At 73.7% G+C, this 20771-nt stretch carries 14 protein-coding genes and 1 pseudogene; 8 read left to right on the plus strand and 7 right to left on the minus strand.

Annotation, left to right across the window (positions count from 1 at the left end; all coding sequences use genetic code 11):
* Positions 1-885: 885 nt before the first annotated feature.
* Positions 886-2733 (minus strand): annotated as a pseudogene (locus tag ACGFIR_RS21245) (family 20 glycosylhydrolase); the annotation flags it as partial.
* Positions 2734-3047: 314 nt separating this feature from the next.
* Between ACGFIR_RS21245 and ppdK the strand changes: the two are divergent.
* On the plus strand, positions 3048-5783 hold the full coding sequence (gene ppdK / locus ACGFIR_RS21250) for a pyruvate, phosphate dikinase (RefSeq protein ID WP_393146645.1): 2736 nt from the start codon (positions 3048-3050) through the stop codon (positions 5781-5783).
* Positions 5784-5900: 117 nt separating this feature from the next.
* Here ppdK and ACGFIR_RS21255 read toward each other — a convergent pair whose 3' ends face one another.
* Positions 5901-6386, minus strand: coding sequence for a roadblock/LC7 domain-containing protein (locus ACGFIR_RS21255; protein WP_393001599.1), 486 nt, complete (start codon positions 6384-6386; stop codon positions 5901-5903).
* 194 nt (positions 6387-6580) lie between these two features.
* Here ACGFIR_RS21255 and ACGFIR_RS21260 point away from each other — a divergent pair, with 194 nt between their 5' ends.
* From ACGFIR_RS21260 to ACGFIR_RS21280, 5 genes are all read left to right on the plus strand, one after another.
* On the plus strand, positions 6581-6934 hold the full coding sequence (locus tag ACGFIR_RS21260) for a VOC family protein (RefSeq protein ID WP_393146647.1): 354 nt from the start codon (positions 6581-6583) through the stop codon (positions 6932-6934).
* Positions 6931-8217, plus strand: coding sequence for a deoxyguanosinetriphosphate triphosphohydrolase (locus ACGFIR_RS21265; protein WP_393146649.1), 1287 nt, complete (start codon positions 6931-6933; stop codon positions 8215-8217). The genes ACGFIR_RS21260 and ACGFIR_RS21265 overlap by 4 nt, the downstream gene beginning before the upstream one ends.
* A 10-nt stretch (positions 8218-8227) precedes the next feature.
* On the plus strand, positions 8228-9064 hold the full coding sequence (locus tag ACGFIR_RS21270; RefSeq protein ID WP_393146651.1) for a siderophore-interacting protein: 837 nt from the start codon (positions 8228-8230) through the stop codon (positions 9062-9064).
* A gap of 97 nt (positions 9065-9161) precedes the next feature.
* Entirely contained in the window at positions 9162-11054 is a 1893-nt protein-coding gene (gene dnaG / locus ACGFIR_RS21275; protein WP_393147267.1) for a DNA primase, read from the plus strand.
* Positions 11055-11591: a hypothetical protein gene (locus tag ACGFIR_RS21280; RefSeq protein ID WP_393146653.1), complete on the plus strand. Its 537-nt coding sequence runs from the start codon at positions 11055-11057 to the stop codon at positions 11589-11591.
* 10 nt (positions 11592-11601) lie between these two features.
* Here ACGFIR_RS21280 and ACGFIR_RS21285 read toward each other — a convergent pair whose 3' ends face one another.
* From ACGFIR_RS21285 to ACGFIR_RS21305, 5 genes are all read right to left on the minus strand, one after another.
* Positions 11602-12570 (minus strand): TAXI family TRAP transporter solute-binding subunit, encoded by a 969-nt coding sequence (locus tag ACGFIR_RS21285; RefSeq protein ID WP_393146655.1) that lies wholly within the window; start codon positions 12568-12570, stop codon positions 11602-11604.
* Positions 12567-12959 carry a roadblock/LC7 domain-containing protein gene (locus tag ACGFIR_RS21290; RefSeq protein ID WP_393001611.1) on the minus strand — a complete coding sequence of 131 codons (393 nt, stop codon included), beginning with the start codon at positions 12957-12959 and terminating at the stop codon, positions 12567-12569. Before ACGFIR_RS21290 ends, ACGFIR_RS21285 begins: the two co-directional genes overlap by 4 nt.
* Positions 12956-15358 carry a nitrate- and nitrite sensing domain-containing protein gene (locus tag ACGFIR_RS21295; RefSeq protein WP_393146657.1) on the minus strand — a complete coding sequence of 801 codons (2403 nt, stop codon included), beginning with the start codon at positions 15356-15358 and terminating at the stop codon, positions 12956-12958. The genes ACGFIR_RS21290 and ACGFIR_RS21295 overlap by 4 nt, the downstream gene beginning before the upstream one ends.
* A gap of 93 nt (positions 15359-15451) precedes the next feature.
* The gene (locus ACGFIR_RS21300) at positions 15452-16471 is read right to left on the minus strand and encodes a TAXI family TRAP transporter solute-binding subunit (protein ID WP_393001615.1); all 1020 of its coding nucleotides are present in this window, start codon (positions 16469-16471) and stop codon (positions 15452-15454) included.
* Entirely contained in the window at positions 16468-18684 is a 2217-nt protein-coding gene (locus ACGFIR_RS21305; protein WP_393146659.1) for a TRAP transporter permease, read from the minus strand. Before ACGFIR_RS21305 ends, ACGFIR_RS21300 begins: the two co-directional genes overlap by 4 nt.
* A gap of 431 nt (positions 18685-19115) precedes the next feature.
* Between ACGFIR_RS21305 and ACGFIR_RS21310 the strand changes: the two genes are divergently transcribed.
* Both ACGFIR_RS21310 and ACGFIR_RS21315 read left to right on the plus strand, forming a co-directional pair.
* Positions 19116-20048 (plus strand): ABC transporter ATP-binding protein, encoded by a 933-nt coding sequence (locus tag ACGFIR_RS21310; protein WP_393146661.1) that lies wholly within the window; start codon positions 19116-19118, stop codon positions 20046-20048.
* A gap of 84 nt (positions 20049-20132) precedes the next feature.
* On the plus strand, positions 20133-20669 hold the full coding sequence (locus tag ACGFIR_RS21315) for a hypothetical protein (protein ID WP_393146663.1): 537 nt from the start codon (positions 20133-20135) through the stop codon (positions 20667-20669).
* The last annotated feature ends 102 nt before the right edge of the window (positions 20670-20771 follow it).

Raw genomic sequence — 20771 nt, forward strand, 5'->3', positions numbered from 1 at the left:
CGGCGGTGATCGGGCCGGCGATGGCGCCGCCGGCGAAGGCGAGCCCGGCAACGGTCAGGGCGCTGGTGCGGAAGATGTCGGTACGCATGATGGGGCACCTTTCGATCGGGGGTACGCGACACACACCAAGGGGGGTGGGTGTGGTCGCGGAGGGGGAAGTCAGAACGGATCGCTGCGGCGGCGGGGCCTGCTCGAGCGTCCGGGGGGTATCTCAAAGGCCTGCTGGGGCGTCCGGTGGTGACGCCTGCTCGGGTGTCCGGGGGGTCTCAACGACCCGGCCCGGTCATCCATTCCGGCGGGCCGATCGGGCCAGCGAGGTAAACCAGGCCGCTCGTGTGCGGGGAGCGCCCGGGGGTATGCCATGTTCAACGACCCGGGCCCGCCCGCGATTCCGCCGTCGGGGTGGCCCCGACCACGGGACGCCCCGGGACGCTGCCGACAACTCGACGCAGCACCGGACATCGCCAACCGGACATACCGCTCGACACGTCGCATCTTGATCGCGGTCGGTCGCGGGTGAGGATGCGCCGACATCGCACTGTCGAGCTGATGTCGTAAACGACTCGACCAATCAACCAACCGCAGCCTCGCTCGCAGATACGACGAAGGCTGGCCGATCGGGTGGCCGCTGAATCGTCTGCGACATCAGCTCGACAGGGCGCGCGGAGCGGTCTGCTTCCTCGGAGGCCCCGGAGCACAGCCACCTCGGGCGTCGACGTCCCTACGCGGCTCCCGCCCCGGCGCCGAAGACGATTCACGGGGCGGGAGCCCACTCCGTACCCTCACCCGTCAAGCGGGCGCGGCGGCCTCGTTCGAGCCCGGCTCGGTCGATACCGCGACCTGGGGCACGGTGGGTGCCGGCGGTCCCGGCTGGGTGGGGATCGCCGTTTCGGGGGCCGTGGGTGCCGTCCGTTCGGTGGGGCGGCCGATCCGCCCGGTAGGCCCGGCGGTCGGCTCGGTGGGCCAGGGGATCTCGGGCGAGCGGTGGAAGGCGATGCCGGCCGTGGCCCAGCGTGGCCCGTGCCCGGCCAGCCGGTCGCGGAACCCGGCCCAGTCGTGCGCGGCGCGGGGTGACCAGCCCAGCTCGGCGATCGCCGGCAGGCGCGGGAAGAGCATGAACTCGATCTCGTCCCGGGAGGTGACCGACTCGGTCCACAGCGGCGCCTCCACGCCCAGCACCGCGTCGGCCGGTACGCCCGTCACGTGGGTGCCGGGATCCCAGTCGTACGCGCGCCGTACGTCGATCAGGCCCGCCCAGTCGTGCCCGATGGGGGTGTCCGGGGCGTACTTCATGTCGAGGTAGGCGTGGTTGGCGGGGGAGAGGAGGAGCCGGGCCCCACGCCGGACGGCGTCCGCCGTGACCGGGTCCTCGCCCTGGGTGCCCCACCATTGGAGCACCCGCCCCTCGGCGTGCGCGGCGGGCGCGATCTGGTGCCAGCCCAGCACCGTCCTGCCGGTCTCGGCGACGATGCGCTGGGCCCGCTCGACGAAGGCGGCGTACGCGTCGGGGCGTACCTTGAACGCCTCGTCGCCCCCGATGTGCAGCATGGGTCCGGGCGTGAGCGCCGCCAGTTCGCCCAGCACGTCGGCGACGAAGTCGTACGTCCGCTCGCTCGTGGGGTCGACGTAGCTGAAACCGACCTCGGTGCCGGTGTACGGCGGCGGCGCGACGCCGTCCGGGGCCAGCTCGCCGTAGGCGGTCAGCGCCGCGTGGGTGTGCCCCGGCAGGTCGATCTCCGGCACCACGGTGACGTGCCGCTCGGCGGCGTAGGCCACGATCCGCCGGTAGTCGTCGCGGCTGTAGTGCCCGCCCGGACCGCCGCCCACCTCACTCGCCCCGCCGACCTCGGCGAGCCGGGGCCAGGAGTCGACGGCGATCCGCCAGCCCTGGTCGTCGGTGAGGTGCAGGTGCAGGTGGTTGAGCTTGTAGCGGGCCAGGTGGTCGATCACCCGCAGCACGTCCGGTACGCCGAAGAAGTGCCGGGCCACGTCGAGCATCGCCCCCCGGTAGGGGAACCGGGGCCGGTCGGTGATCGAGCCCCCGGGCAGCGCCCAGCGCTCGGCGACCGGTGTCGGGCTCTCGATGGCGGCGGGCAGGAGCTGCCGCACCGTCTGCACGCCGTAGAAGAGCCCGGCCGCGGTGGCGGCCTCGATCCGTACCCCGTCGGGCGTCACGTCGATCTGGTGGCCCTCCGCGCCGAGGTCGTCGGTGTCGAGATCGGCGGAGCCGCGCAGCGCGAGCGTGATGTCGCCGGCCGGCCGCGGTGCGGTGGCGTCGGCCACCGGCAGCGGGTAGCCGGTGGCCGGCCGGAGCAGGGCGGCGAGCTGCCCGGCGACGGCGCGGGCGGCACCGTCGCCGGCACGCACCCGGATCACCGTGTCGGCGGTGAGCACGAAGTCGGCCCCCGCGACGGGCGCGACCCGCTCCGGGGCGGGCACGACGTCGCCCAGGCCGATCCGGGCGGCCGGGCGGACCTGGGCGGCCGGGCCCGCCGGGCCGCCGTCGGTCCGGGCCGCCTCGTCTGGCCGGTCGTCGGAGGACCTGGTCGGTGGGGCGGGCCGGTCGCCGGGATTCCCGGCCGGCGGGACGAGCAGGTCGTCGGCGGTGCGGGTCGCCGTCCGGGCCAGCTCGGCGGCGGCCGGTTCGCGGACCGGCAGGTCGAGGTGCCCGGCTCTCGCCTCGGCGTACGAGGGGTCGAGAGGCTCGGGGGCGGCGGTGGGAACGGGTGGCACGGTGTCGCCTCCCAGGGGTGTATTCGCGGCGGTTGTGGCAAAGGTCAGGTTCGGCGAAGGGCTGCGGCCAAGAGTACGAGGCGGAACGGGAAATGCGTGATCGTGCGCGTGGAAGCGTTCCCAAAAACGGGTACGAACGCGGAAAGTCGTGGTGGCTGTGCCGATTGTCACCGAACGGTCCCGGCTTACGCGAACTTCGCTTAGCCTTCGCCCACCGGCCGGCTTGCGCCGGGATTGCCGGTGGTCCATCCCGGGGTAATGGGAGCAACTGAACCTTCGTTAAGTGTCGGACCGGCGCGCGTGGGAGGGCTCTGGTGGCAAAGCAAGAGACGGTGGAAGACAAGTACGTCTACGCCTTCGCCGAGGGCAACAAGGACCTCAAGGACCTGCTCGGCGGCAAGGGGGCCAACCTGGCCGAGATGACCAATCTCGGCCTGCCGGTCCCACCGGGTTTCACGATCACCACCGAGGCCTGCAAGGCGTACCTCGCCACCGGGCAGGAGCCGGCGGGCCTGGCCGACCAGATCGCCGCGCACCTCGCCGCGCTGGAGCAGGCGATGGGCAAGCGCCTCGGTGACCCGGAGGACCCGCTGCTGGTCTCCGTCCGCTCCGGCGCCAAGTTCTCCATGCCCGGCATGATGGAGACCGTCCTCAACGTCGGGCTCAACGACCGCAGCGTGCAGGGGTTGGCCCGGCAGGCCGGCGGCTCGGGCGAGCAGGTCACCCCCGGTGGCGCGGACCGGTTCGCCTGGGACTCCTACCGCCGCCTGATCCAGATGTTCGGCAAGACGGTGTGCGAGGTGCCGGGCGAGGAGTTCGAGCACGCGCTCGACGACGCCAAGCGGGCCAAGGGCACGAAGAACGACCTAGACCTCGACGCCGACGACCTGCGCGGGCTGGTCGACGCGTACAAGAAGATCTTCTTCAAGCACACCGGCCGGGAGTTCCCGCAGGAGCCCCGCGAGCAGCTCGACCTGGCCATCCGCGCGGTCTTCGAGTCGTGGAACGCCGAGCGCGCGGTGCTCTACCGCCGCCAGGAGCGGATCCCGGCCGACCTGGGCACCGCGGTCAACGTGGTGGCGATGGTCTTCGGCAACCTCGGCCCGGACTCCGGCACCGGCGTCGCGTTCACCCGCGACCCCGCCAGCGGCGCCCAGGGCATCTACGGCGACTACCTGGCCAACGCGCAGGGCGAGGACGTCGTCGCGGGCATCCGCAACACCGTGCCGTTGCAGGAGCTGGAGCGGCTGGACAAGAAGTCCTACGACGAGCTGCTCGGCATCATGGCCCGGCTGGAGGGCCACTACCGGGACCTCTGCGACATCGAGTTCACCATCGAACGCGGCAAGCTCTGGATGCTCCAGACGCGCGTCGGCAAGCGCACCGCCGCGGCGGCGTTCGTCATCGCCGGGCAGCTCGTGGACGAGGGCCTGATCGACCTCGACGAGGCGCTGCACCGGGTCAACGGCGCGCAGCTCGCCCAGCTGATGTTCCCCCGGTTCCGGCTCGACCACGAGTTCCAGCCGGTGGCGAAGGGCATCGGGGCCTCGCCGGGCGCCGCGTCGGGCAAGGTCGTCTTCACCTCCGCCCGCGCGGTCGAACTGGCGGCCGAGGGTGAGCCGGTGATCCTGGTCCGGCGCGAGACCAACCCCGACGACCTCAACGGCATGATCGCCGCCCAGGGCATCCTGACCTCGCGCGGCGGCAAGACCAGCCACGCCGCCGTGGTGGCGCGGGGCATGGGCAAGACCTGCGTCTCCGGCGCCGACGAGATCGACGTCAACGTCCCGCAGCGCAGGTTCGTCGTCGACGGGCAGACCGTCAACGAGGGTGACGTCGTCTCGATCGACGGCACCACCGGCAAGGTCTACCTCGGCGAGGTGCCGGTCATGCCGTCGGAGGTGGTGCAGTACTTCGAGGGCAGCCTCGACCCGGAGCAGACCGACGACGCGCTGGTCCGGGCCGTACACCGGATCATGTCGCACGCCGACGAGCGGCGGCGGCTGGCCGTACGTACGAACGCCGACACCGGCGCGGACGCCGCCCGGGCCCGGCGCTTCGGCGCGGAGGGCATCGGGCTCTGCCGCACCGAACACATGTTTCTCGGCGACCGGCGTGAACTGGTCGAGCGGCTGATCCTGGCCCGCGACAACGCCGAGCGGGAGGCCGCGCTGGCCGCCCTGCTTCCGTTGCAGCGCGCCGACTTCGAGGAGATCTTCCGGGAGATGGACGGGATGCCCGTCACCGTCCGGCTGATCGACCCGCCGCTGCACGAGTTCCTGCCCCCGCTGGAGCAGCTCGCGGTCAACGTGGCGGTCGCTCAGGAACGCGGTGAGGACGTCGCCAAGGAGGAGGCGCTGCTCGCCGCCGTCCGGCGGATGCACGAGGAGAACCCGATGCTGGGCCTGCGCGGCGTCCGCCTCGGCCTCGTCATCCCCGGCCTGTTCGCCATGCAGGTCCGGGCCATCGCGGAGGCCGCTGTCACCGTCACCCGTGCCGGCGCGGTGGCCCGGCCGGAGATCATGGTCCCCCTGGTCGGCGCGGTGCAGGAGCTGGAGACGGTACGCGCCGAGGCCGAGAAGATCATTTCCGAGGTGGTCGGGGACAGCGGCGTCGAGGTGCTGATCGGCACGATGATCGAGGTGCCCCGGGCGGCGCTGACCGCCGGCCAGATCGCCGAGGCGGCACAGTTCTTCTCCTTCGGCACCAACGACCTGACCCAGATGGGCTGGGGCTTCTCCCGCGACGACGTCGAGGGCGCGTTCTTCTGGCGGTACCTGGAACTGGGCATCTTCGGCATCTCGCCGTTCGAGTCGATCGACCGCGACGGCGTGGGCCGGCTGGTGCGCATCGCCGCGGAGGAGGGCCGGGCGGCCCGGCCGGAGCTGAAGCTCGGCGTCTGCGGCGAGCACGGGGGCGACCCGGACTCGGTGCACTTCTTCCACGAGGTCGGCCTGGACTACGTGTCCTGCTCGCCCTTCCGGGTGCCCGTCGCCCGGTTGGAGGCCGGCCGCGCGGCGGTCGAGACCGACGGCTCCGACAGCCGCTGACGCGGCGGCGACAAGCAGGCGGCGGACCCGGGGGAGCGGGTCCGCCGCCGCTGTCGTACGCCGAGGCGAGGGTCGTGGTCGGTGGCACCGGCCGGCGCGACCGACTCGACGGACCGCTCAGATCGGCGGGCGTCGCCAGGTGTGGGAGGTGATACGCCGGGGGAGCCTGCCACCCGAGGTGCGCGCCACGAGCGCGGCGTGTGCCTCCGGCACCGGCGACGCACCGACCCGGCGGCTGGTGTCGAGCACCGAGCCGGTACGCCGGGCCACCGCCCGCGCGTCGGCGTGCAGCTCCTCCAGGTCGGCGCTGGCGTCGGCGACCAGCGTCAGCAGGGCGTTGCGCCCGGCGGGGTAGGTGACGACGGCGCCGGTCGAGGTGCGGACCACCGATTCCCGGAACTCGCCGTGCCGTACCGTGTCGGCCACCCGGTGACCGAGCCCGAAGCTGGCCGCCGCGAGGGCCGCCAGGTGGGTGGCGTCCGTCGTCGGCAGGTCGCTGGAGATCAGCAGCCCGTCCGTGCCGGCCAGCACCGTGCCCGCCACCTCGGGACGCCGCAGGCGCAGCTCCGACAGTTCCGTTCCCATCATCGTGTCCGCGTTCACGGGTCACTCCCCACCGTCGGGCCCTCAGTCTGGTCACGTACCGCGCTGGGAACGCTACCGGCGGCCATGCCGAATCGCGATCCCGTAACCGTCGGCGATCGGTCGACAACTCTCGACTGTTCGGGGGTTGCGAGGCCGCCGTTCCGCGAGCCGGCGGCGAGCCGTCCGCGGCGCGCGGGCGTAACCTGATCGGCATGAGCAGCGCCTGGGAGAGCCTGACCGTCGACGCCCGGGACCCCGCCCGGCTCGCCCGCTGGTGGGCCGAGGCGCTGGGCTACCAGGTGGTCGACGAGCAATCGGACGAGGTGGAGATCCGCCTATCCGCCGACCGCCTGCCGGGCATCGTCTTCGTGCCGGTCGCCGACGACAAGACGGTCAAGAACCGGCTGCACATCGACCTGCGCCCCGACGACCAGGAGGCCGAGGTCGAGCGGCTGGTCGACATGGGGGCCCGGCACGTCGACGTCGGGCAGGGTGACCCCGGGTGGACCGTGCTGGCCGACCCGGAGGGCAACGAGTTCTGCGTACTGCGGCAGCGTGAGGATTGAGCGTCCGCCCCGGACCGCGTGATCCGGACGTCGCGCGCCGGGTCGGGGAGCCGCCGAAGGACACCGGCCACGGGCGGTCGGCGTACGAGCGGGACCGCGCCCGGGTGCTGCACTCGGCGGCGTTCCGGCGGCTCGCCGCGAAGACCCAGGTGCACACGGCCGGCACCGACGACTTCCTGCGTACCCGGCTGACCCACTCGCTGGAGGTCGCGCAGATCGCCCGGGAGATGGGCGCCCGGCTGGGCTGCGACCCGGACCTGGTGGACACCGCCGGGCTCGCCCACGACCTCGGCCACCCGCCGTTCGGGCACAACGGCGAGGCCGCGCTCGACGACCTCGCGGCCGACTGCGGCGGCTTCGAGGGCAACGCGCAGACGCTGCGGGTGCTGACCCGGCTGGAAGCCAAGGTGGTCGCCCCGGACGGGACGTCCGTCGGCCTCAACCTGACCCGTGCCGCACTCGACGCGGTCAGCAAGTACCCGTGGCCCCGCCGGCCGGGTGTGCGGAAGTTCGGGGCGTACGCCGACGACCTGCCGGTCTTCGCGTGGCTGCGCGCCGGCGGCCCGGGTGACGACCGGCGCTGCCTGGAGGCGCAGGTCATGGACTGGGCCGACGACGTCGCGTACTCGGTGCACGACGTCGAGGACGGCATCCACGGCGGGTACGTGACGCTGCGCCCGCTGCTGGACGACCCCGACGAGCGGGCCGCGCTCTGCGCCGACGTCGCCGCCACCTACTCCGGCGAGTCCCCGGCCGACCTCGGCGACGTGCTGGTGGAGCTGCTCGACGACCCGGTGCTCGCCCCGCTGGCCGGGTACGACGGCAGCCACCGCGCGCAGGCGGCGCTGAAGGCGACCACCAGCGTGCTGACCGGCCGCTTCGTCTCGACCGTGGTGGCCGCCACGCAGGAGCGCCACGGTCCGGGCCCGCACCGCCGCTACGCCGCCGACCTGGTGGTGCCCCGGCGTACCCGGGCGCGCTGCGCGCTGCTCAAGGGCATCGCCCTGCGGTACGTGATGCGCCGCCCCGGGGCCGGGGACCGCTACCGGCGGCAGCGGGAGATCCTGGCGGAGCTGGTGCACGCCCTGACCGACCGGGCGCCGGACGGGCTGGATCCGATCTTCGCCCCGCTCTGGTCGGCCGCGCCGGACGACGCGACCCGGCTCCGGGTGGTGATCGACCAGGTCGCCTCGCTGACCGACCCGGCGGCCGTCGCCTGGCACGGCCGGCTGGTGCGCGGGGCGGGGGAGACGGGGATGGGCAACCCGGGTCACTTAGGTTAGCCTAACCCGCATGACGGAGCGCCCCAAGATGGTCACGTCCGCCCGGGTACTGCGTACCGAGCGGCCCACCCCCCACCTGATCCGGCTGGTGCTCGGGGGTGAGGAGCTGGCCGGCCTGCCCGTGGGCGAGTTCACCGACCACTACATCAAGATCGTCTTCCCGGTGCCGGGGGTCGACTACCCGGGCCCGATGGACCTCGCGGCCATCCGTCGTGACCTGCCCCGGGAGCAGTGGCCCCGGCTGCGCGCGTACACGGTGCGGGCCTGGGACGCGTCGGCCGGCGAGCTGACCGTCGACATCGTGCACCACGGCGACGTGGGCCTGGGCGGGCCGTGGGCCGCGGCGCTGCGCCCCGGTGACCCGGTGCACTTCGTCGGGCCCGGCGGGGCGTACGCCCCCAGCCCGGACGCCGACTGGCACCTGCTGGTGGGCGACGAGAGCGCGCTGCCGGCGATCGCCGCCGCCCTGGAGCGGCTGCCCGCCGGTGCCCCGGCCGCCGTCTTCGTCGAGGTCGCCGACCGGGCCGACGAGCAGCCGCTGGCCAGCCCGGGCGCGGTACGCCTGACCTGGCTGCACCGGGGCGCCCGCCCGGTCGGGGAGGCCCTGGTGGCGGCCGTGCGCGCCCTGGAGTTCCCGCCCGGTGACGTGCACGCCTTCGTGCACGGCGAGGCCACCTTCGTCAAGGAGCTGCGCCGCCTGCTCCGCGTCGAGCGCGGCGTCTCCCCCGCGCGGCTCTCCATCTCCGGCTACTGGCGCCGGGGCCTGGACGACGAGGGCTGGCGCGCCAGCAAGTCCGACTGGAACCGGCAGGTGGAGGCCGAGGAGTCCGCCGCCGTCCCGGCCTGACCGGTCCGCCGTCCAGGGGGCAGCACCGCCGAGGTGGTGGCGGTGGTCGTCACGCGCGGTGTCCCCCGGCGGCGCGGCGTCGGTGCGGCAGGGCAGGATGTACGCCGAGGGGGTGGCGGACATGGCTGGGCGGATCCGGGACGAGGACATCGCGCTGGTCCGGGAACGCAGCTCGATCGCCGACGTCATCTCCGAGACGGTGACGCTGAAGTCGGCCGGCAGCGGCAACCTCAAGGGCCTGTGCCCGTTCCACGACGAGAAGAGCCCCTCGTTCAACGTCTCGCCGGCCCGCAACGTCTGGTACTGCTTCGGCTGCGGCGCCGGCGGCGACGCGATCAAGTTCCTGATGGACGCCGAGCACCTGAGCTTCGTCGAGTCGGTCGAGCGGCTCGCCGACCGCGCCGGCATCCAGCTGCGCTACGTCGAGAACGACTCCGCCGCGCCGCGCCCGCGTCCCCAGCAGGGGCAGCGGCAGCGTCTCGTCGCCGCGCACGCCGCCGCCGTCGAGTTCTACCGCGCCCAGCTCACCACCGCCGGTGCGCGCCCGGCCCGGGAGTTCCTGGCCCGGCGCGGCTTCGACCGGGCCGCCGCCGAGCGCTACGGCTGCGGCTTCGCCCCGGACGCCTGGGACCTGCTCACCAAGCACCTGCGGCAGCAGGGCTTCACCCACGACGAGCTGGTCACCGGCGGGCTGTCCCGGCCGTCGCGGTCCGGCACGCTGATCGACCGGTTCCGCCGCCGCCTGATGTGGCCCATCCGCGACCTGGCCGGCGACGTCATCGGCTTCGGCGCGCGCAAGCTCTTCGACGACGACGACGGCCCGAAGTACCTGAACACCCCCGAGACCCCCATCTACAAGAAGTCGCACGTCCTCTACGGCATCGACCAGGCCAAGCGGGAGATCGCCAAGCAGGGCAAGGTGGTCGTGGTCGAGGGCTACACCGACGTGATGGCCTGCCACCTGGCCGGCGTCCCGACCGCCGTGGCGACCTGCGGCACGGCGTTCGGCGCGGACCACATCGGGGTGCTGCGCCGGCTGTTGATGGACACCGACGACGTGGCCGGCGAGATCATCTTCACCTTCGACGGGGACGCCGCCGGCCAGAAGGCCGCCCTGCGGGCCTTCGAGGACGACCAGCGCTTCGTCGGGCGTACGTTCATCGCCGTCAGCCCCGACAACATGGACCCGTGCGACCTGCGCCTGGCGAAGGGCGACCTGGCGGTCCGCGACCTGGTCGCCCGCCGCGAGCCGCTTGTCGACTTCGCGCTCCGGCACGTCATCAACCGCTTCGACCTCGACACCGTCGACGGCCGGGTGGAGGCGATGCGCCGGGCCGCGCCGCTGGTCGCCAAGCTCAAGGACCGGGAGAAGCGTCCGGAGTACGTGCGCAAGCTCGCCGGCGACCTCGGCATGGAGATCGAGCCGGTGCAGCGGGCCGTGCTGGCCGCCGCCTCGACCGCGCCCGGCAGGGAGGCCCCACCGGCGCCCCGCCCCGCCCCGGCGGAACCGGTCGTCGACAACCCGCAGTCGATGGTCGAGCGGGAGGCGCTGAAGCTCGCCCTCCAGGAGCCGGTGCTGGCCGGGCCGATGTTCGACGCGGTCGAGGCGTCGGAGTACCGGCACCCCGTGCACGTCGCGGTACGGGCTGCCGTCGCGGCCGTCGGCGGGGCCGCCACGGCGACCGGCGGCGCGGTCTGGATCGAGTCGGTCCGCGACGCCTGCGAGGACCTGGCCGCCCGGGCACTCGTCGGCGAACTGGCCGTGGAGCCGCTGCGCATCGACGGCGAACCCGACCCGCGTTACGTCTCGATCACCATGGCGCGGGTGCAGTGGGGCTCGGTGACCGGCCGGATCAAGGACCTGAAGTCCCGCATCCAGCGGATCAACCCGGTGAACAACAAGGACGAATACTTTGCCGCCTTCGGCGAGCTGCTCTCGCTGGAGCAGCACGCCCGGGCGTTGCGCGAGCAGGCCGCGGGAGGACTGTAGATGGGACTGTTCCGCCGCAAGCCGAAGCTGCCCCCGGCCGACCGGCCGCCGCTGGCCCCCGACGAGCGGGTGCTCGCCTGGGCCGCCGTCGGCGACGGCCAGGGCGCCGGGGTGGTGGTGGCCAGCAACCTCGGCCTCTGGCTGCCCGGCCGGACCGAGCGGCTCGGCTGGCACGACATCCTCAAGGCGGTCTGGTCCGGCCGGGAACTCGCGGTGACGCCGGCCGAGTCGACCGCCGAGCGCGACGGTTACCTGGTGGTGGCCGACCGCCCCGCCGAGCGCTACCTGCTGCTCGATCCGGGGGAACTGCCGCACCAGGTACGGCAGCGGGTCACCCGGTCGGTGGCGTACACCCAGCACCACCCGGTGCCCGGCGGCGCCGGCCGGGTCGCGGCGCGCCGGGTGCCGGGAGTGGACGGCCTCACGTGGACGGTCCGCCTCGACCCCGGCACCCCGACGGACGACCCCGCGGTGTTCGCCGAGACGGACCGACTCGTGGCCGAGGCCCGCGCCGCCACCGCCCCGGCGGACATCTGAGCGCTGCCGGTCAGCGGCGCTGGTAGAACCGGGCGGCACCGGGGTGCAGCGGGATTGGGTCGGTGCCCGAGGCGCTCTGCTGGGTGTAGTTGCCGGCCTCCGGGTGCACCGTGACCAGGTCGGCCTGGTATTCGAAGAGCAGCCGGGTCAGGTCGTACGCCAACTGGTCGGGCATGTCGGTGTTGACCAGGATGACGTTGGCCACCGTGACCGTCGGCGTGTCGAGCTTCGTCTTGTAGACGTCCTTCGGCAGCTCGGCCGTGGTGTAGACCGACCCGTAGCGGGTGGCGAGCGGCTCCATCAGGTCGGCGATCGGCAGCAGCGCGTACGTGCCCGGGGCGCTGGAGATCAGGTCGGCGATGCCCGGCGTGGGCAGGCCGCCGGAGAAGAACATCGCGTCGAGCGTGCCGGCCCGCATCCGCTTCACCGTCTCCGGCAGCGACAGCGTGGCCCGGCGGACGTCGCGGTCCGGGTCGAGCCCGGCGGCGGTCAGCAGCCGCCCGGCGATGATGTCCGTGCCGGACTTCGGCGAGCCGGTCGAGACCCGCTTCCCACGCAGCTCCGACAGCTTGGTGATCTTCGCGTCGGCGCGCACGATCACGTGGGTGTAGTTGCTGTACACCCGGGCCAGCGCCCGGACCGGCTGCGGCTGGCCCGCGAAGGCCCCGCGCCCGACGACGGCGTCCGCCGCCGTGTCGGCGAGGCTGAAGGCGATCTCCATGTCGCCGCTGGCCAGCCGGTTGATGTTCTCCACCGACGCGCCGGTCGGCTCGGCCCGCGCCTCGTAGCCCGGCAGGTGGCGGGTGATCACGTCCGCGTAGCCGCCGCCGAGCTGGTAGTAGACGCCGGTGGTGTTGCCGGTGGCGAGGAAGATCCGGCCGCCGTGCCAGGGTTGCGGCCCGGGCTCGGCCGCACCGCAGCCGGTCGCGAGCACGGTCGCCAGCAGGGCGGCCAGCAACCGGGCAGGCCGACCGGTCACGCCCGGACCGCCGGCTCCAGGGCCTCCGCCACCCGCTGGACCAGCATCGCCGTCTCGTAGCCGATCTGGCCGAGGTCGCAGCCGGGCGCGGCGAGCACCCCGACGAGCGCGCGCTCGCCGACCGCCATCACCAGCATCACCCCGCCGTCCATGTCGACGATCTGCTGGCGGACCCGACCGGCCGACATCAGCCGGGCGGCACCGACGGTCAGGCTGGCCAGACCGCTGATCACGGCGGAGAGCTGGTCCGCCTGGTCGGGTGCGAGATGGGGCGAGGTCGCCAGCCGCAGCCCGTCGCCGGAGACCGCGAGGGCGTGCGACACGTCCGGCACCTGTTCGGCGAAGTTGGCCAGAAGCCAGTCCAGGCCGGCGCTCACGGGTGGTGTCATGGGATTCTCCTGGGGGGTGTCGTCTGGGAACGTCGCATGGCGGCAGCCACTCCCTCCGCGAGGGAGGACAGCCGGGTCCGTACGACCTCGGGGTCGAGCAGGTCACCCGCCGGACGCGCCGGCGGTGCCTCGTGCAGCGCGGCCGGCAACTGCCCGCCCCGGGTGCGGCGCGGCAGCCCGGCCCCGGTGAGCACGGGCGCCCCCGACGCGGGCAGCGGGTGCGGAGCGGCACCGCCGCCGGGGCTGCCGGGGCGCGTACCGAGCACCGGGAGCGTGACCGTCGGCGCGTGGTGGACGCTGGCCAGGTCGGGCACGGCGGCGGGACCACCGGTGGCGGACCGGGGCCGGAACCAGCTGCTCTGGGCGGGGACCATCGGCGTGTGCGTACGCAGGACAGGCATCGGCGGGCGCACCTCCCGCACGGGCGCGGCCTGCGCGCGTACCTCCAGGGCGACCGGCGTACGCGCCTCCGGGGCGGAGCGGGGGGCGACCGCCTCGACGCGGGTCAGCGCCGACTCCGGGATCTCCACCTGCGCGACGGTGCCCGCCCCGCTGCTGTGCAGCTGCACCCGTACGCCGTGCCGGGCCGCCAGGTGGGCCACCACGTGCAGGCCCATGCTGCCGGCCGAGGCGCTGGAGAGCATCGCGGGCGACAGCAGCCGCTCGTTGATCGCGGCGAGGCGGCTGGCGCTGATGCCGATGCCCTGGTCGTGTACGCGCAGCGTGAGGCCGTCGATCGTACGGCGGCCGTCGACGTGCACCCGGGCGTGCGGCGGGGAGTAGACGGTGGCGTTCTCCAGCAGCTCGGCGAGGAGGTGGACCAGGTTGCCCACCACGGCGCCGTGCACTGCGGCGGTCGGCACGTCGACGTCCACGCGCGGGTAGTCCTCGATCTCCGAGGCCGCCGCCCGGACCACGTCGGCGAGCAGGTGCGCGCCGTCGTGCGTACGGCCGGGCTCCCCACCGGCGAGGACCAGGAGGTTCTCGCCGTTGCGCCGCATGCGCGCGGCGAGGTGGTCCAGCGCGAAGAGCCGGGCCAGCGCGTCGGGGTCGGTCTCCTCGCGTTCGAACTCGTCGAGCAGCCGCAGCTGCCGGGTGATCAGGGTACGGATGCGCCGGGCCAGCGCCTCGGCCATCCGGGTCACGTCCATCCGTACCTCGGCCTGCTCACCGGCCAGGCGCAGGGCGGCCCGGTTGACCGTGTCGAAGGCCTGGGCGACCTGGGCGATCTCGTCGCGGCCCTGCCCGATGCCGGCGGTCAGCCGGCTGGCGGCGCCGTCGGTCGGCGCGCCGTCGCCGGCCGCGATGGCGGTGATCCGTTCCGGCAGTTCGCGGTGCGCCATGGTGAGCGCCGCGACGCGCAGGCGGCGCAGCCGGCGGCTGGTGCGGACCGCCAGCAGCACGGCGGCGGTCAGCGACGCCAGCGCGACGGCGGTGGTCGCGCCGCCGGTGGCCAGGGCCCGCCGCTGGGCGTCGCGGGCCAGCCCGGCGGCCTTGCGGTCGAGTTCCTCGGAGAGTTCCCGGCCGAGCAGGTTGTACCGCCGGATGGCCCCGCTCTGGGCCACGTACCAGGCGTCGCCGTCGGTCTTCAGCCCCGCCGGCTCGGTCTCCACGTTGAGCGCGCTGTCGCGCATCCGGCGGGCCGTGGAGACATCGGTGCCGGCGACGAGCCGGGTGTACGCGTCCGCCGCCGGCCGGCCGGCGATCCGGGAGAACTCGGCCTGACGCTGTTCCTGCGCACCCCGCAGCTGGCCGAGGCGGACCAGTTCCCCGCCCACGAGGGTGCCCCGCACGAAGACGGTACGCAGCAGGTCGCGCTCCACGGCGGCGAGGTGCTCCTGGGCGGCGACGGCGGCCACCTCGCGGGCCCCGTTGGCCAGCTCCCGGTCGCGCAGCTGGGCCGGCAGCGCGTCGGCCACGGCCAGCAGCGACTCGACCAGCGTGAGGTAGGTGGGGTCGGCGGTGGTGCCGTCCAGCGCGGAGTCACGCGCCGGGTCGAGCTGGCCGAGCTGCGCGTCGGCGCCGTCGAGCACCTGGCGCAGGTCGGGGGCGGCGCGGCGGGCGTCCGCGCTCGATCCGCGGTAGCGCTCGACGGCGCCGTCGACCCGCCGGCGCTGGGCGTCGACGAGGGGCCGGCCGCTGCTGCCGCCGCGCTGGCGCAGGGCCGCCGTCTCGCCGAGCTCCCGTTCCAGTTCGTGCACGAGGCGCACGGTGGCCGTCGCGGTGCCGGCCAGCACCCGGGCGCGGTCCGCGTCGTCGGAGGCGTCCAGGGCGGTGGCCGTCTGGGTGGCCCCCAGCACCACCAGGCCCACCGTGGCCACCAGGATGGGCGCGAGCAGTTGGGTGCGTACCGACCACAGGCGGTCGGTGTGGTCGGTGGGCCGGTGATGCCGACGCACGCGGCCGGGGGTGGGGAGCGACACTCGGGCCCTCCGGGGGTCTGGTCGGAGGGTGCCGGGTCCGGGCGGGAGGCCCGGACCCGGCACCTGGGGTCAGCTCGTGCCGAGGTCCTGCAACGCCTTGTCCGCGCCCCGGTGCAGCGGTACGGGGTCGGTCTTGCGGGCGTTGTCCAGGCTGATGCCCTTGGCGGCCGGGTTGGCCTGGGCCAGGGCGTCCTTCTTGTCGAACACCGTCCGGGTGATCGCGCAGGCCACGTTCGCGTTGAGGTCCTTGCGGACCAGCAGCACGTTCGGCACCACGATGGTCGGGGTGTCCGCCGCGGTCTTGTAGACGTCCGCGGCGATGGTTCCCGCCTGGTACGCCGGGTTGATCTCGGCCATCTTGGGCAGCAGCGGGGTGATGTCGATGAACTTCACCTTGTCGCCGGCGGTGGTGAACAGGTCGGTCAGGCCTCCCGTGGGCACCCCGCCCGACCAGAACATGCCGTCGATGCTGCCGTCCTTGACGCCCTCGACGGTCTTGGTCAGGTCGAGCCGCTGCGCCTGGACGTCCTTGGCCGGGTCGAGGCCGGCGGTCTCCAGCAGCCGGTTGGCGATGACCTCCGTACCGGACTTGGGGGAGCCGGTGGAGATCTTCTTGCCCTTCATGTCGGCGACCGAGTTGATCCCCGAGTCGGCCCGGACGACGACCTGGGTGTAGTTGTCGTAGATCCGGGCGAGCGCCTCGACGGGCTGCGGGGCCGTGAAGCTCCCCTTGCCCTGCACCGCGTTGACCGCCGTGTCGAACAGGGAGAACGCGACGTCGTACTGGCCGCCGACGAGCTGCTCGATGTTCTGCACGGAGGCGCCGGTCTCGGCGGCGGTGCCGGTCAGCTTGCCCTCGGTCGCCCCGGAGAGCTGGCCCGCCAGGGCGTTGCCGACCACGTAGTAGACGCCGGTGGCGTTGCCGGTGGCGATGCCGACGCGGGTGCTGTCGGTGACCTTGCAGGTGATCTCACTGGCGGCGTCGTCCTTGGTCGCGCCGTCCTGGCGGCCTCCGCAGCCGGCGGTGCCCGCCGCGACGAGGGCCAGCGCGCCGACTCCCGCGGCGATCCGCATGTCGATCCGTCTCACTGTTTTTCCTCCCCATGGTTCACCGTTGGTACTGCTGACGGCCCGCCGGTCCGGCCGGCGGATCCGCGTCTGACGAGCACACCCGCCACCATGACGGCAGCCAGGACGGCGCCGATCGCGACGGGTACGGGTTCGAGCCAGAGCAGCGTCAGCCCGGCGAGCGCGCCGAGGATCCGCTCCGGCGTACCGGCCGGGCCGACGCCGGGCAGCCAGCCGCCCGCCGCCACCGCCAGCACGGCGACGCTGAGGGCGGCGACCGCCGTGGCGACGGCGATCCGCTGGGGGCCTCCGATGCCGAGCAGCCCGAGGCCGGTCGGGGTGACCACGAAGGCGAGCGGGATGAGGTAGGCCGGCAGGGCGTACCGCAGGGTCTGCCACATGGTCGGCACCAGCCGGCCGCCGGTCACCGCGGCGGCGGCGACCGCGGCGAGCGCGGTCGGCGGGGACGCCTCGGACAGCACCGCGAAGTAGAAGACGAACATGGCCGCGGCGGGCGCGGTGACCCCGAGGTCCAGCAGGGCCGGTCCGATGATCACCCAACCGATCACGAAGGACGCGGTGACCGGCACGGCCAGCCCGAGCAGTGTGAGGGCGACGGCGGCGAGCAGGGCGGTGAGCGCCAGCACCACTGCCGGGTCGGAGCTGACGGCCTGGGCGCCGCTGACCAGCAGCGCCGCCGCCTGGGGGCCGAGACCCGTCTTGGTGGTGGTGGCGGTGATGATGCCCGCGGCGGCGCAGACCGCGCTCACCGCGAGCACGCCGCGCACCCCGGCGCTCAGCGCGGTGAGCAGGCGGGCGGGGGTGAGCCGGTGCCGACGGTCGAGGAAGGACAGCACGGCGGCCAGGACGGTGGCCAGCACCACGGCCTTCGTCGCCGAGAAGCCGACCGCGAGCAGCCCGACGATCGCGAAGAGCGAGAGGAAGTGGTAGCCGAACCGGGCCAGCAACCGGCCGGCGCCCGTCGTGTCGATCACCACCGGCCGCACGCCGGAGCGCCGGGCGTCGATCTCGACCGCGAGGAGGATGCCGAGGTAGTAGAGCACCGTCGGGACGGTGGCCCAGCCGAGCACCTGGAGGTACGACACGCCGAGGTACTCGGCGATGATGAAGGCCGCCGCGCCGAGGGTGGGCGGGGAGAGGATCGCCCCGACGCCGGCCGCGGCGAGCATGCCGCCCGCCCGCTCCGGCGGGTAGCCGGCCCGCCGTAGCACGGGCCAGGTGACCGCGCCGATGCTGACGGTCGTCGCCGCGCCGGAACCGGAGACGGTGCCGAGCAGGAACCCGGAGGCGACGGCCGTACGCCCGGCGGCCGTGCGCGAGCGCCGGAAGGCGGCGGCGGAGAGCTCCACGAAGAACCGGCCGGCCCCGGAGAGGTCCAGCACCGCGCCGTAGATGGTGAACAGCACGATGTACGTCGCCGCGACGTCGAGCGGGGTGCCGTAGAAGCCGCTGTCGGAGTTGTAGAGGCCGTCGACGATCTGTCCGAAGTCGAGGCCCGCGTGGGCCACCGGCCAGGACTGGGGCAGCAGTCCGCCGTAGTAGCCGTAGCCGAGGAAGACCACGCAGACCGCCGGCAGGATCCACCCGGTGGTGCGCCGGCACGCCTCCAGCAGCAGGATCAGCAGGACGGTGCCCATCGCCACGTCCATGCCGACCAGCAGGCCCTGCCGGTCGAGGAAGGCGTCGTACCCGCCGCCGCCGTCGCCGAGGCCGACGGGCAGCACCGGGTAGAGGCAGCTGACCAGCGCGGCGCCGGCCAGGATCCAGTCGGGCAGGGTGGGGCCGCGATGCCCGCGGCGGTCAGCCGGGGTGGCGCCGGCCGGCCGGTCCGCGTCGGCGCGGCGCAGTCGCCGGGGCAGCCGCAGATCCGCCGGGTACGCCAGGAAGACCATCGGCATGATGCCGGCCAGAAAGATGATCAAATAGAACTTGCTGCCCTGCGGCAGCGGTTGGAACACCTGCCAGAGGGCGAGCAGTGCGATCGCCAGCGTGGTCCCGGTAACCAGCACGCCGATCGGCCCGGAGAGTTCCCGTCCGGGTTTCTCGTCCTCGAACTGCGCGGCGAGTTCCCGCGGATCGGGCTCGGCGCCGTCGGGACCGGTCCGGCCGTCCACCTCGGGCGGCAAAGGGACCGGACCGTCGTCGGACGTGGAGCCGGCACCCATGGTGGACGGCTGCGAGGTGGAGTCGCCGGAGGAACGCACTGCTGGCACGAGGGGGCACGATACGCCAATTACATACCGGGCGGAATATTGCTGATCATGATTGCAGCCAGTAATTGAATTGGACCTTCGATCACGCAGAGAGATCATTTTCCGGCCCGTATTCGAGCCGGGCCCTACGCCATAATTGGTAAGAATGTTGCAAGCTGACAATGGATTGCAACCGATCCGTCCACTCTGGTCCGGTAGCCGGGCGCGCCTCGGCCGTTCCCTGTGTCCTCCGCGCCGCGCCGCGTCCGCCGTACGAATCGGTGACGCAGCGTAGTTTCGGTCGCTCTGTGTCGCCGGACGGGGTCTGACCAGGGCACCTCCACCCCCTACCGCCCGGCCCCACTTCCGCGGCCGGCCCCACCCCTATCGCCCGGGGGCGGACCCGAACCGGTCGGGCGGGAGGTGTCGGAGCCGGGGGTTATGGTCGGGCGGTGACCACGGCTCCACCACTCATCCAGGCGCGGGCGCTGGTGAAGCGGTTCGGCGACTTCACCGCGGTCGACGGCATCGACGTCGAGGTGCGCGCCGGCGAGGCCTTCGGCTTCCTCGGGCCCAACGGCGCCGGCAAGTCCTCCACCATGCGGATGGTCGGGTGCACCTCCCCGCCCAGCGGCGGCGAGCTGCGCATCCTCGGCATGGACCCGGTCCGCGACGGGCCGGCGATCCGGGCCCGCCTCGGCGTCTGCCCCCAGCTCGACAACCTCGATCCCGACCTGACCGTGCAGGAGAACCTCACCACCTACGCGCGCTACTTCGGCATCTCCCGCCGGGTGGCCCGGGCGCGGGCCGCCGAGCTGCTCGACTTCGTCCAGCTCACCGAGCGGGCCGACAGCAAGGTCGAGCCGCTCTCCGGCGGCATGAAGCGGCGGTTGACCATCGCCCGCGCACTGGTCAACGAGCCCGAGATCGTCCTGCTCGACGAGCCGACGACCGGCCTCGACCCGCAGGCCCGGCACCTCGTCTGGGAGCGGCTGTTCCGCCTCAAGCAGCAGGGTGTCACGCTGGTCCTCACCACGCACTACATGGACGAGGCGGAGCAACTCTGCGACCGCCTGGTCGTGATGGACGCCGGGCGCATCGTCGCCGAGGGCTCGCCCCGCGCGCTGATCGACCAGCACTCCACCCGGGAGGTGGTGGAACTGCGGTTCGCCGCCGAGTCGCAGGAGGCGTTCGCCGGCAAACTCGACGGGCTGGGGGAGCGGGTCGAGGTGCTGCCCGACCGGATCCTGCTCTACGTGCCCGACGGCGACGCGGCCGTCGCCGAGGTCGGCGAGCGGGGCCTGCACCCGGCCAACGTGCTGGTGCGGCGCAGCAGCCTGGAGGACGTCTTCCTCCACCTCACCGGCCGCACCCTGGTCGACTGACCGAGCGCACGGCCGCGCGGTCCGTTACGTAGCATCGGCGGGCCGGCGACACCTTGCGCGGCCGGCGACGCACACGGGGGTGCCATGTCGAGGTTGGAGTTCCAGTCCCGCCGCGAGGCCGGGCTGGCCGCGCTCTATCTGGGTGTCTTCGCGACGATCTGGTTCAGCGTGCCGGCCGCCGAGCAACCGCTGCGCGCCCTGCTGGTGGTCGCGAGCGGGGCGGCGCTGGTCACGGCGGTGGTAGGCGCCGTCGTGGTGGCGCGCAGTCGCGGAGACATCGTCCGGGACCGCGCGGCCGACCGTCGTTACCTCCTGATCGTGCTCGCCGAGTTCGCCGCCGCCGGGCTCGGCGCCGTCCTGCTCGCCGTGGTCGGATGGTCGGAGTTCATCCCCGTGCTGGTCTGCGCCGTGGTGGGGCTGCACTTCTTCCCCCTCGTCCCGGTGCTGCGCGACCCGCTGCTGTGGCTGCTCGGGGCGGCGCTGTGCGTCGTCGCCCTGGCCGGGCTGATCACCGCGCTCGTCACGGCGGTGGCGGCCGGGCTCGTGGTCGGCACCGGCGCCGGGCTGCTGCTGCTCGGCTACGCGGTGCTGGCGCTGCTCCGTACGGCTCGGGCACGCTGACAGCCGGCGGTGAACGGGCGACGGGGCGACGAGCGACGAGCGGTGGAGCGGCCGGGCCGCCGACGGGGGCGGCAGGCTGTCGTACCCGCGAGGTAGGAAGGC

Origin of the sequence: Micromonospora sp. NPDC049051, assembly GCF_043197575.1 — a bacterium.
GTDB lineage: Bacteria > Actinomycetota > Actinomycetes > Mycobacteriales > Micromonosporaceae > Micromonospora.

What these genes read in the sequence shown, in the direction of transcription:
- ACGFIR_RS21260 (WP_393146647.1), top strand. Translation starts at nt 6,581, where the DNA reads ATGAGCAGCGCCTGGGAGAGCCTGACCGTCGACGCCCGGGACCCCGCC.
- ACGFIR_RS21270 (WP_393146651.1), top strand. Translation starts at nt 8,228, where the DNA reads ATGACGGAGCGCCCCAAGATGGTCACGTCCGCCCGGGTACTGCGTACC.
- dnaG (WP_393147267.1), top strand. Translation starts at nt 9,162, where the DNA reads ATGTACGCCGAGGGGGTGGCGGACATGGCTGGGCGGATCCGGGACGAG.
- ACGFIR_RS21280 (WP_393146653.1), top strand. Translation starts at nt 11,055, where the DNA reads ATGGGACTGTTCCGCCGCAAGCCGAAGCTGCCCCCGGCCGACCGGCCG.
- ACGFIR_RS21290 (WP_393001611.1), bottom strand. Translation starts at nt 12,959, where the DNA reads ATGACACCACCCGTGAGCGCCGGCCTGGACTGGCTTCTGGCCAACTTC.
- ACGFIR_RS21315 (WP_393146663.1), top strand. Translation starts at nt 20,133, where the DNA reads ATGTCGAGGTTGGAGTTCCAGTCCCGCCGCGAGGCCGGGCTGGCCGCG.